Origin of the sequence: Leptolinea tardivitalis, assembly GCF_001050275.1 — a bacterium.
GTDB classification, from domain to species: Bacteria; Chloroflexota; Anaerolineae; order Anaerolineales; family Anaerolineaceae; genus Leptolinea; species Leptolinea tardivitalis.
This window is the reverse complement of record NZ_BBYA01000011.1, coordinates 26,684-39,299: the sequence shown is the minus strand read 5'-3', so window position 1 is coordinate 39,299 and position 12,616 is coordinate 26,684. Positions and strand designations below refer to the sequence as shown.

The 12,616-nt window shown below is 49.1% G+C and carries 11 protein-coding genes; all 11 read right to left on the bottom strand.

Annotated elements, in window-relative coordinates; translation table 11 throughout:
• Nucleotides 1–19: 19 nt before the first annotated feature.
• Entirely contained in the window at nt 20–244 is a 225-nt protein-coding gene (locus LTAR_RS12990; RefSeq protein ID WP_062422701.1) for a hypothetical protein, read from the bottom strand.
• Between the two features lie 15 nt (nt 245–259).
• Nucleotides 260–1,063, bottom strand: coding sequence for a biotin--[acetyl-CoA-carboxylase] ligase (locus LTAR_RS12985; RefSeq protein WP_062422700.1), 804 nt, complete (start codon nt 1,061–1,063; stop codon nt 260–262).
• A gap of 15 nt (nt 1,064–1,078) precedes the next feature.
• Nucleotides 1,079–2,818, bottom strand: coding sequence for a DNA polymerase/3'-5' exonuclease PolX (gene polX / locus LTAR_RS12980; protein ID WP_062422699.1), 1,740 nt, complete (start codon nt 2,816–2,818; stop codon nt 1,079–1,081).
• A 75-nt stretch (nt 2,819–2,893) separates the two neighbouring features.
• Nucleotides 2,894–3,154 carry a GlsB/YeaQ/YmgE family stress response membrane protein gene (locus LTAR_RS12975; RefSeq protein WP_062422698.1) on the bottom strand — a complete coding sequence of 87 codons (261 nt, stop codon included), beginning with the start codon at nt 3,152–3,154 and terminating at the stop codon, nt 2,894–2,896.
• Between the two features lie 76 nt (nt 3,155–3,230).
• Nucleotides 3,231–3,686, bottom strand: coding sequence for a DinB family protein (locus LTAR_RS12970; protein WP_062422697.1), 456 nt, complete (start codon nt 3,684–3,686; stop codon nt 3,231–3,233).
• The gene (locus LTAR_RS12965) at nt 3,686–4,915 is read right to left on the bottom strand and encodes a glycosyltransferase (protein ID WP_062422696.1); all 1,230 of its coding nucleotides are present in this window, start codon (nt 4,913–4,915) and stop codon (nt 3,686–3,688) included. The genes LTAR_RS12970 and LTAR_RS12965 overlap by 1 nt, the downstream gene beginning before the upstream one ends.
• Nucleotides 4,912–6,018, bottom strand: coding sequence for a glycosyltransferase (locus LTAR_RS12960; RefSeq protein WP_062422695.1), 1,107 nt, complete (start codon nt 6,016–6,018; stop codon nt 4,912–4,914). Before LTAR_RS12960 ends, LTAR_RS12965 begins: the two co-directional genes overlap by 4 nt.
• Complete coding sequence (locus LTAR_RS12955) at nt 6,015–8,576, bottom strand: AAA family ATPase (protein ID WP_062422694.1); 2,562 nt, start codon at nt 8,574–8,576, stop codon at nt 6,015–6,017. The genes LTAR_RS12960 and LTAR_RS12955 overlap by 4 nt, the downstream gene beginning before the upstream one ends.
• Nucleotides 8,577–8,588: 12 nt before the next feature.
• Nucleotides 8,589–9,905: a hemolysin family protein gene (locus tag LTAR_RS12950; RefSeq protein WP_062422693.1), complete on the bottom strand. Its 1,317-nt coding sequence runs from the start codon at nt 9,903–9,905 to the stop codon at nt 8,589–8,591.
• 23 nt (nt 9,906–9,928) lie between these two features.
• Nucleotides 9,929–11,176, bottom strand: coding sequence for a metallophosphoesterase family protein (locus tag LTAR_RS12945; protein ID WP_062422692.1), 1,248 nt, complete (start codon nt 11,174–11,176; stop codon nt 9,929–9,931).
• Between the two features lie 122 nt (nt 11,177–11,298).
• Nucleotides 11,299–12,615, bottom strand: a complete 1,317-nt coding sequence (locus LTAR_RS12940) for a C39 family peptidase (RefSeq protein ID WP_062422691.1) — start codon at nt 12,613–12,615, stop codon at nt 11,299–11,301.
• Between the last annotated feature and the right edge of the window lies 1 nt (nt 12,616).

Genomic DNA, 12,616 nt, shown 5'->3' with positions numbered 1-12,616 from the left:
AAGTATAAAATTTTTCCACCTAAAAGAAAGGCGGAATTATTTTTTCTGTTATCAACAGACAGAATGACCCCAGTACGCAGGTCAACATAAAAAGCAAGAAAACAATAATAAAACGTTGGAACGGCGTCATTCCCAGAAAGCGGGATTGCGCCGGCTTTTCTTCTTGATATGCAGGCATCGCGGCGGGCGGTACCGGCTCCTGATAATCAGGTTGTTCTGATGTATTCCGAAAATCGTCCAGCATATCCAGCCTCCCAATTTACTTCGTCGGCGACGTTTGTGTCTGTCTTAATGATACATCACCTGCCGAAACTGGTACATCCTCTCCATTATCTGTTCTGATCCACAAAGCGCCATCTGGCGCAATGTGTAGTACGGTTCCGTTCATTACATCTTGCTGTGGTCTGTGAATCTGTACCTTTTCACCGCGAAAAGCCAGCCTGTTATTCCATTCACGTAAAAAAACGTCATTCCCAATCTTTTGCCGCCATAAAAAGACCGATCGAATGGTTTCCACCAGCACATCCAGACGGTCTATAGGCCTGCCAAGGCTGTTTTGCAATGAATCCGCTGGAAAGATGAAATTATCTTCCTTGCGTACGGCTGTTGATGCAACATTGATGCCAATACCCAGCACCAGACCGGCAAGCTGGCTGTCCTGCCAGTCTGCCTCAGCCAGTATACCGCAGACTTTTTTTCGAAAAATGAGCACATCGTTCGGCCATTTGATCTCTGGACAGACTCCGTATAATTTTTCCAGAGTCAGAGCAACACCAAGGGCACCCAGAGGGGCATAAAACGGAATCTGGTCATGAATTTGCGGCCGGAAAATAAGGCTGAAAGCCAGAGATGCGCCCGGACGGGTGACCCATGTACGCTGCATTCTTCCGCGTCCGGAGGTTTGTTCATCTGCCACCACAAGGCTGCCGTCAGGCGCGCCTGCTTGCAGCCAACGCAGGGCATCATCATTCGTGGAACCGGTAACGTCAAAATACCGGATTTCACCGGGAATGATCGGTGCCAGTTTTACTTGAAGCGATTCGGATGTGAACTCTGATGCCATTATTTTCTATAAGAATTACAGGTTCTTCCGATTTGCTTTCGGCATCTTTAACCAGGTCAGAAGGCGGTCTGGTTCCCAAGTGGAAAGTATTTGATCTGGCTTCAACCAGGCCCGGCGTGCCACAGAAACCCCATAAACTACCAGGTCAAGTTGTTCCACGGCATGCGCATCCGTATTGATAAAAATGGGAATGCCCATTTCCACAGCCTGCCGTACATGAACTTCGTCAATATCCAACCGTGAAGGATTGGCATTGATTTCAAAAGCTACACCGGATTTTTGAGCTTCATCCAGCACAATATCCCAATCCAGGTCGGCACCTTCGCGATTAGGCAACAAACGACCACTGGCATGACCGATGATATCCACATGCGGATGCCGTATGGCATTCACCAATCGTGCCGTTATTTCATCCCTTGGCTGCCTCAGGGAAGTATGCAAGGAAGCCACCACCACATCCAGCCAGGCGAGGGTTTCATCATTGTAATCCAGGGTACCATCAGCTTTAATTTCCACTTCAGCGCCCCCCAGAATGGTGATCCCGTTCCCCAGTTTTTGCTGAACCTGTTCAATTTCTTTTTTACGTTCCCGCAGTCGTTCCGGTTTTAGCCCTCCGGCAATTCCGAGTCCACCAGAATGGTCACTGGCAGAATAGATTTTCAGCCCCCGTGAGAGACAGCCGCGCGCCATCTCTTCAATGGTGTTGATTCCGTCACTCCAGGTAGAATGGGTGTGTAATTCAGCCGTGAGTTGGCTCACCTCCAATAACCGGGGAAGCCTGTGCTCTTCGGCCGCCTTGATTTCACCCCGATCTTCCCGCAGTTCAGGCGGTATGAAATCTAATCCTAAGGTTTTATAAATTCCTTCTTCATCGGCAAACAACATCTCTTTGCCATCAGCCGTTGTGATGCATTGTTCGCTCAGTGATAGTCCCTGTTTTTGAGCCAGGGCACGTAATGCCACATTATGATCTTTGGATCCAGATACAAATTGAAGAAGCGTTCCAAATCGGTCGGGCGGCTGTGTCCATACCTGCATATTTATTCCGCCGGGTAATTCCAGACTGGTTTTATTATCACCGGTTCCCAGAACACGCTGCACATCGGGATGACTGGCCAGTGCTTTCATAAGTTCCGATGGTTCTTTAATGGCAACCACAATATCAATATCTCCGACAGTCGTCTTCCAACGGCGCAGGCTTCCGGCGGCTTCGGCCCTTTCAACCCCGGGCTGATGACGGATCCAATCCAACCATCGGTCAGCAATACTCCGGGCTGTATCCAGATTTAGTCTATGGCCGCGTCGTTTTAGGGCATCAATACCGGCCAAAATGCGGGCTTCAGATTTTTCACCCATTCCGGGCAATGTCCGAATAATTCCCGCGTTGGCGGCCGCTTCCAGTTCTGCCAGCGACGTCACCCCGGCCTGTTTCCAAAATAAGGCCGCCTTGCGCGGACCAACATCTGGCACTTGTAGCACCTCTAATAATCCAACCGGAACTTCAGCTTCCAACCTCTCAAGGAAACCCAACTTTTCCGTGGCGATCAGCTCTTCAATTTTTTCTGCAATTGCTTTGCCAATACCGGGAATCTCCATCAGCTTACCCTGTTGGTGAAAAGCCTTCAGGCTGCCCGGAAGGTCGCGGATGCTTTCAGCTGCTTTGCGATATGCCAGCGTCTTAAAAACCACTTCACCTTTAATTTCCAATAAATCAGCAATACGGTCAAATACCTGGGCAAATTGTTCATTGTTCATAGCGATGATTATAGCAATTAAATAAACAACCTCTCTGTTGATCAGAGAGGTTGTTTATCAATAGGCATACCATTTCTATTTTTTCTTCAAAATCCGAAGCACCAGCAAAACAACGATAGAGCCCAGGAATGCCACGATGATGGTTGACAGGTTAAACCCGGTAATTCCCACGTGAAGCCCGAGAACTGAGTCAGCCAGCCAACCGCCCACCAGCGCACCGATGATACCAACAATGATATCGCCGCCCAGGCCAAACCCGGATCCCTTCATAACTTTTCCGGCCAGCCAGCCGGCGATCAGACCCACAACAATCCAGGATAATAATCCCATAGTAATTCTCCTCTAGTTAGTTAATTCATATACGTAAGTTCCGACAGAAAATTGCACCTTATCTATTTTTTCAGGATGTTCTTCAAAGATGTTTTTCAAATAAATACAGGTGTTCCTGGTAATGCTTCCAGGTGTCTTCACCGATGAACTCACCCAGTGTCATCCCATAGGCAAAAGGACGATCCAATTCACTTTCTGGTAAGGAGTCTAACCAGGCAATCAGCTGGTCATATGATTGATGGAATTCAGATACCGCTTGTGAAAGAGGCATGGTTTTGGCTTTATCACGGGTGGCATCATTCAGTGTGTTAATTTCCTCTTCACTTTCAAATTCATGAATTGGTTGACCGTTCACCCATCGGGCATAATCAGCCAGTAATTCCTTTTCCCAGTATGTCAGATGAGCGAGCGTCTCTTTAATGGACCATTCACCAGACGTATCAGATACCTCCATATGATTGGGTGGTATTTGACTCAGAGCCTTATCCAATTTCGCATGCTCCGACTTAATCAATGTAATTTGTTCTGCCTTTTTCATTACATCCTCTGCTCTGAATCTGAATCGTGTTTGAGAAGTGTTTCATAAAACGATTTAACGCCATGCGCTATGTTTTGTCTGACCGCCTGTTTTCTAATGATTTCAATGTTTTTAACAGCGGCTTTTTCCTTCAGAGCGGGGTCATTTAAGACTTTTAGGATGGCATGTGACACATCCGATGGATTATCGGGTGAAACCAGACTCCCATTTTCTCCGTCAGTAATCCATTCACGGGTGGAGGCAATATCGCCCACTACCGGGTAACAGCCAATTGACATGGCCTCAAGCAATGAATTCGGGGTGCCGTCATGCTGGCTGACAGATACAGTAACCTGTGAGCGTTTGAACAACCGCCAGAGGTCTTCCTGCGGGAGGAAGGGCAGCAATTTTACAGATGACTCGATCTCCAGATCCGCCATCCACTTCAAGGCTTCCGGCTGCCCGGCCATACCGGCACAGATAAATACAGTATCGGGTTTTTCCTGTAAAACCGCGGGAATGGCTTTAAAGAAGGTGTCGTTTCGGACACTGCCCGGCCGGAAACCGCGTGGATTGATCACCACGGGAACATTTTCAGGAATTTCCACTGGCAGATGTTCCTGTTTATCTACAGCTCTGTTGATGGCTGTCAGATCGATACCACCACCGCCGGGAACGAATAACAGCGGAGTAGCGGAGTGTAGGCCCCAACGGGCGGCCAGATCAAGGTCGCGGTGGGCATCCGCCATCAGCCCGTCGGCCCGTTGCAAGGTCAGCCGGGTTTCTCGGCTCATCAGGGGAGAACCGTGTGCATGGAGTGTCAGGTCATTGCCCCAGATAGATATGGCCAATGGAATGCCAACGGGTGTCACCCGGGCTACCATCCCTTCATACGGAATTCGCAGCGCATGAACGATATCAGGTTTTATCCTGCGAAGGTGGTCAAGGAAAATCTGCCGCGAGCTGCCCAGGCTGAGCGGCCCCAGGTAGTAGCGTCCAGTCAAGAATACATCTCTGAACTGGCTGACAAATCTACGCAATCGGCTGGTTTTTTTTGACGCTCTATCACCCGCCTGGCTGCCCGCCATAGAAGAGAAGGCGGTTGGTATGATCCGCATTTCATCCAACCCGTCGATGGGAGTACATGGGAAGGTGGATACCAGCGAAATGTCACATCCGGCTTCTTTCAGGAGTTGAATCCAACCATTGGTTATCGGGCTACGCCCATCGGCGACAAGAAGGATTTTCATCGCACAATCTTCCGTAATACAAACCCAACAGCCTGTTCGAAAGCATCAGCCATGCACTCCAGGTTTACTTCATCGCTCACAATCCGAAAGGATTCGCGACCTTTGAGTACCAACGCAGACGGATCTTGAAGAGCGGTTTGCAGAGCATTGACAAGGCTGTCCAGATTTCCCGGTGTCACCAGCCAGCCGTTTTCCGGCCGCACCAGGTCAGCCTGGGTACCGTCACCTTCGGCGGCAATGGCCGGCAGGGCGAAACTTAACGCCTGCTGCAACGCCAGACCGCCTGTGCCGGGTAAAACAAAAAGATCCGCCTGCCTGAATAGATCTGACAGGTCATCTCCCCGTTTATCGCCAGTGAATTCTGCCTGCGGGTAAATACGTCCTGCCAGTGCTTCCAGAGATCGTCGCTCCGGGCCGTCACCCACAATAATCACCCGAGGTTTAATGGACTCATCCAACCGGGCACAGGCTTCCAAAAGCAGGTCTACCCGTTTACGGTCCTGAAGACGTCCAACAAAAAGTACAACTGCAGGACTTTTATCAAAGTTCGATCGGTGTTCCGGAATACTGCCTTTTGGTTTAAAAGCAGCCGCATTGGATGCCAGAAACACTTTCTCAGCCGGAATTCCAGCGGAGATATATTCTTGCCGGCCTTTTCGACTGTAAGCCAGCATGGCATCAAATTGCTGTAAAAAGGTCAACCGCAAGCCAGTCCGCAGACCGCTGCTGGCAGGAGGAATACCCAGCCCCCATCCAATGACCGGTCGTCTGCGTTGGTGCATCCAACGCACTGTTTGAGGTGTTGCCAGATAGCGAGGATTGGCTTCCATAATCAGAACATCTGGATCGAACTTTTCCAGCCAGTCAATCAAACCGCGTTGATGGCAGAGATACAGTCCATTTTTCATGAGATGGATGTTTTGCAGAATAAATAAACCCGCTTTTTGGGGCTTCCCTGAAATAATCTGTTCTTCAGGACGGGCTTCGCCGGCTGCCACCTGTACACCTCCGGGGAATCGGTCTGCCAGCAGGTCAATAAAGGGCACCCGATAATCCGTGAGCACCCGGTGGACAATGCCCAGCTTGACATTCTTTATGGTCACAATATCACCGATACCCTGGAGCCATTCATTTCTGATTTTTCGACTTCAATTCGAGCCGGAAAGGCTTCTTTTAACTCTTCCAGATGTGTAATCACCAGTATTTTAGAAAAATCCTGCTGCACGAGGTTGATGGTTTCGATCAACCGCTGGCGTCCGTCAACATCTTGACTGCCAAAACCTTCGTCAATTACAAGGGTTTGCAGCCGGGCGCCTGCCCGGTGTGCCAGTACACGCGAGAGAGCCAGCCGGATGGCAAAATTGACCCGAAAGGCTTCACCGCCAGAAAACAATTCATACGCTCGTACTCCAGCGCCATCTCCGATAAGAATATCGAGTGTTTCGCGTTTATCATCCCGGTTCTTATCTTTGTACTCTTTCTGGGTGGCGAATTGAACAGACATGCTGCCGCCGCTCAACCGGTCAAGAATTTCATTGGCCTGAGTTTCAATCTCCGGCAAGGCTTCTTCTATTAATAAAGCCTGAACGCCATCTTTCCCAAATGCCCGTTCGAGTGTTTTATAGCGGGCTACCAGACGAGTCAGTTCCGTCCGTTGATTATTAATCTCAACCTGCCTGTCTCGTAGAGTGTTCAGGACTTGCACTCTCTGACGGGCTCCGCCAGCTTCGCTGATCAACCGGGCTTCGTCTTGACGCAATCTGGCCAGCTCCTGACGCAAAGCAGGAATATCCGGCAGCCCTTCGGAATCATGCGCCAATTGGGCTTTAGCCTTCTCAAATTCATCCGTGCGTCTGTAAATCTCTTTTTCGGCCTCTTCTATTTGGAGCGAAAGAGATGCCGCTTCACGACGCAGAGGTTCCAGCCGGGCTTTTGCTCTTTTAATCTCTTGTTGCTGTTCATCAACCTGCCGCAGATGTTTTTCTTCTGCTGTCAGTCTTTCCAATTTTCCAGCATCGAAACCGAGTGCTTCCATTTCGGAAACGACCGCCTTCAAAGCAACCCGGGCATCCTCGGCAAAATCCTCTTTCGATAGCAAAAATTGAATTTCACCCGATCTGATTTCAGCCGCCTTCAATTCTTCCTGTTTTTGCAGCAAGAATGCCCGGCGGATGGATGACTGGTCATACATGCGCTGGATTTCCTGAATCAGACTGGCGGCCTGGTCACATTCTTTTAATCGATTCCCCAATTCGATTTTTTCTTCGGTCTTCTCTTTGATGGTCTGCTGGTTTCGACGATACCTATCTGCCAGAGATTTACCTTCCTTTTCGAGGCTGGCCAGTAATTCGGTGCGGTGATCAGACGATAATGGCTGGCCACAAAGGGGACAATCAGCTCCAATTACGGCTTGAAGTTGATCCATACGTTCGCGTAATTGCTGCATAGTCTCTTTAAGTTGACCGTTTTCTGCACTCAATTGGGAAATCAAATCCGTCACAGTGTGAAGGTCTGCATCAAACGCCGAACGATTCTCCACAATGGCATTTTGCGCATCGAGTTTTGCTTTTGTTAGTGGCAGCTCCCTGTCAATATTGGTCAATTCCTGTCTGACGTTCGGGGCCTCATTAAGCCGCAGATTCAGGCTGTCTAATTCCTGTTGCAGCTTTCCACGCTCTGAGGCAATTTGCTGCAGGGGTTTCTGGCATTGTGATTCAAGCTCATGAAAACGCAAAGCCAGACTATCCAGTTTCTCTTTTTCTCTGCGCACAGACTCCCATTCTTTGAAACGGGCTTCGATGATCTTCTCATCTTTCAGCAATGATTCTGATGCTGATATCTCTTTTTGTCTGTCATCCAGGCTCAACGATAATTGTTTTTTTCGATTTAAAATTGATAGAAGGTCACTCTCCATTCGCTCTACCGCCTGACGTTGACCAGTCAATACGGCCTCAAGGCGTTCAAAACCCTGGAGGGCGGCTTCCTGAGCAGATCGTTGTTTGGTGATCTGATCTTTTTGTGTCTCAATTTCAGCCAGTTTTTGCCTGCGCAGGTCTTCTTCATTTAGTTCATTGGAAATTTCAGTCAATCGGCCGTCGAGAATATCAATTTCCGCCTGCACCTGTTTCCTCCTCGATGCGGCTTCATTCTGATAGGTTTCCCAACGTTCCAGACCCAGAATGGAACTCAAGATACGTTTGCGGTCAGACGGTTTCTGCTGGGCAAACTGGTCAGCTTTTCCCTGTAAAAAGAAAGAGGCATTAATAAAAGTGTCATATTGCATCCTCAGAGTTTCACAGATACGCGCTTCCGTTGCCCGGATTGATTCGGCTGTGAGTACCTGCCAGTCGCCCGCTTCATTACGGATATTGAATTCCAGGGTACCGGCTTTGTTACGGGGTTTTTCCCGCGCCACCCGGTAGACGGCATTTTCATAGTGAAAAATCAATTCTACGCGGGCTCTTTCAACATGACTGTTAATGACAGAATCATCGTTGCGGCGTGCATTGCCAAACAGTACCCAGGTGATCGCATCCAATAAAGAAGATTTTCCTGCTCCATTCGTGCCAGATATACAGGCCAGGTTAAAACCGGTGAAATCTACTTCCACCGGTTTTTGGTAGGAAAGAAAACCATCAATAGTTAATTTGATCGGGATCATAGTGAGAGCTGCCTATTCATATTCTTCCGGAGTTTCAATCCTCTGAACAAGTACCTTATCCACCCTGCGGCCATCCATATCCACCACTTCAAAATGAAAACCGTCCCACTCAAAATGCTGGCCGGCTCGGGGTATTTCACCCAGCTGGTTCATCATAAAACCGCCGAGGGTGGAATATCCGGCATGTTCTTCCTCGGGAAGCTCGTCAATATCTAAGATATCCTTGAGTTCATCAATCTGCAATTGGCCGTCAAATAGATATGATCCATCCTCCCGCTCAATCACCTGTGGTTCGAAAGATTCGCCCGGTGTTGGTACATCTCCGATGATAGCTTGCAGTACATCTGATAATGTAACCATGCCCTGTAACCCACCGTATTCATCAATCACCAATGCGGCACGGTTACCAGGGGTCTTTAGAAGTTCAAGAACTTTCAGCGCAGGCATACTTTCTGGCACAAACAGCGGCGGGATGACAATATCGGCCAGTTGGAATGACTCGCCATTTAGTTTACGGCCCACCAATTCCTTGGCTCTGACAATTCCGATAATCTCATCCAGACTTCCATCTCCCACCGGAAAGAGAGAGTGACTGGAAGCCAGTACTTTGGCTACATTCATATCCACAGGTTCCTGATCATCCAACCAGACCAGATCCACCCGGGGTGTCATAATGGCATCCGCCCGGCGGTCTCCCAATCGGAAGACGCTTTCAACCATATCCTGTTCTACATCCTGCACAGTACCCGTCTCACGAGCCTGTTCCACCAGCATCATAATCTCTTCATCAGAAACGGGCGATTCCTGAGTATCTTTCACGCCTAGAATTTTCAATCCAAGGTCCGTCGAATTGGCGAGCAGTGAAATAACCGGTGAAACCAACCTTGAAAGGAATTTCATCGGCCGGGCGACTGCCAGCGCAACTTTTTCAGAGGAATGCAGTGCCAGACGTTTGGGAATCAATTCACCGATGACCAGTGAAAAATACGTGATGATCAAGACAACCACCACCAGCGATATGGCATGACTGTAGGGCATAAGTACAGGGACTTTATCAATCCACACAGCCAGTTTATCGGCAAAACTGGCACCACCCAGGGCTCCGGCAAATACACCCACGAGTGATATCCCCACCTGAACGGTGGAAAGGAACCGGTTGGGGGATTCAATTAATTCCAATGCTGTACGGGCATCCTTGTTTCCATCTTCCGCCTGCTGTTCCAACCGCGACTTGCGCACTGAAACCAGAGCAATTTCTGTCATGGCAAACAGGCCATTCAGAATAATCATCAAAAATATTAAAAAGACCTCAGTCCAATTACCATTCATTCAATAATTCCCCGTATTCATCATCACGGCGTTTGTACATCCGCCATGCCATCGGCAGAAGCAATGATTGACCGCGCCAGCTCGTTGAGCGATTGGCGGTCATCAGCGTTCACCTTTGATGCCCGCCAGTAAATATCCAACTGTTCATCGGGCGGCAGACTTCCAATTCCCACACCATCTCCCACCCGTGAACGGGCTTCCATACGCACTTTTCGTACAAGGTGAAACTCCAATGCAGTTTCTGCCGCCTGCCGTATTCCCGGTTCATCAATCATTGGTTCCAGTGAACGTGGATATTCCATCGTTAAACGGAAGATTGAATCAGTTATTTCCTTTTCTGAGGGCATCGCATGTTCAATTTTCACCGGTATGTCTTCTGCTGTATCTAATTTAATATACCGGTCAATAAATCTCCGCCCAGATAAAATGCGTCTTTCCACCACCGTCGGTTTGCCCGGTTCAATCGTGGCAATGACAAATCCTTTCTCGTCCTGCACTTCTCCAAAATCAACCCGCTCAATGGAGCCAGGATAAATAACTGGAGGTTGGCTGCCCTTATTCAAATCCTGATACTTATGGATGTGTCCCAGAGCAGAATATGCAATACGTGGATCTTTTACCAGCGAGCCGGGGAATGTGAGGTCACTGCCCAGACTGATGGTCCGTTCGGATCCCAATTCTGCCCCCTGCACCATTCCGTGCGCAGTCAGGACTATTGGGATGGATGGGTCGGCCTTTTCCAACCACTGTTCAACCACCCGTGTGATGCGGTTTTCCAATTCTTCAAGCACATTGACTGCCGTTTCACCGTTGGCAGCCAGTGTAGCCAACATTCCAGAGCGAGAAATCCACGGCAGTGCGATGATCTGTAATGGCAGGCCTTCCAGGTCAACCGGTGAAAGAAACGCCGGTTTGGCCAGTACCTTTACATGTGGAACTTCCAGCGTGTCAAATTCCTGCAAGGCATTGGCCCGGCCAGACGCCGGGGGAAGATCATGGTTTCCAACCAGAAGAAGCGTTTGAATTCCGGCCTGCGAAAGGCGCATAATCCGCCGGCCCCATTCCCGCTGATACGTGGGAACCGGTGTGCGGTCTTTATAGGCATCTCCTGCAAACAAGACAAGATCTACTTTTTCATCAATGGCTGTTTTGACAATGGCATCAAGTGCCTTAAGAAAATCGAGTACACGGATAGGCAGACCGCTTTCAGGATCACGTCTGCGCTGGCTGGCGATATCAATATGGGCATCAGCAAAATGCAATATACGCATGAAAAAATCCTGACAGTCACATGATTGAATCTGTATCCGTCAGTATACCTTTCAAAGGAATGGCTTGACTGTCTTTCTCTATTTTACTGAAAAATCTGGCCCAAATTTACCCGAACAGCAAATCAGTAACTCTCTCCCAGAGCCTGCAATTCAGCAATGCTCGGCCCGAAATTCGGGTGGATCTTCAATGTGGTGCGCAGATCAGCCACGGCTTCAGCCCGCTTTCCAATGGCGGCATACCCCATAGCCCGCCAGTAATTCGATTCTTCCAACCCCAGGTGGTTCGTCAGGCCGAGGGTAAAATCGGCCAGATTGATCACATCCTGGTACCGTCCGGTGTAATAATACGCCTGATACGGTCCGGTCTGATACCACACCATACGGAATGGACGGGTGTTTTCGGGCAGAGTCTGATAGATCTTAAAGGCTTCATCATATGCCTGTCCGGCTCCGGCATAGTCTTGCATTTTAACCATACTGGTGCCGCGATTAAACCAGGCAAAGTACTGGTTAATATCGGTCATGGATGAGATTTCTGTATTTGCCCTGTCGTAGGCAGCCCGGTTGGCGGTGTTCTCATCCCACATGCCGCCCATAAGTCCGCGCAGTGCAGGTTCTTTATCCGATGAATAAACAATCATGAACAGGAAATTGAACGAACGCCATTCCTTTTCCATATCGGTGTATTTCACACGGTGATCCGGACCCTTATAGGCATCCTGGGTGATAAATTCGCCATTCGCGTCATCGTAACCGGTTACCAGATAGTAATGTCCCATCCAACTGACATTGTTAGCCAGGTCAAGCTGATAAACACCGGTTTCCACCAATACAGGGAAATTCCCCGCCACCAGTTTCTTCACTAGATCAACAGTGCCGCCAATGCGTGTAATGGCCTGCAGGTTGGCATTGTTCTTCGTGTAATCTTCCAACTCATAGGGCATCACATTGTAGTCATCATCATACGGCTTGACGACTTTGCCAACATCAGTGCGCGAACCTTTCCAGCCCCAATAGGATAAAGCCATCGCAAGCGTGGATGGAGCGCAATAATTCTTCACTCCGTGTTGATCAATATAACGTACCCCTTTGAGATCAACCATGGCGGGCAGCGGTGTAGCGGCTGTTGTTGGAGTTTCAACAGGTTGGGTTGTTTCTGATGTTGGAATCTGTGTGGGAGCAACAGTTGGTGTGACAGTCGGAGCCATGGTGATGACCGGAGTGAAAGCAGCCGTAGCCTTTTGAGGGACAAACACCTCTTTTTCCGGCGGCCGGATGATTGACATGGCCTGCATCCGCCAGGTATTCAGCCGGAAATCAACCCGTTCCCTGACAGGAGGTAGAAAATAAACAACCCCGGCCAGAATAACCAGGGCAAATATAATCTTTGGTAAATTAGAACGACGTCGGCGTCGTCTCCGGGGTGTGGTATTGGACATA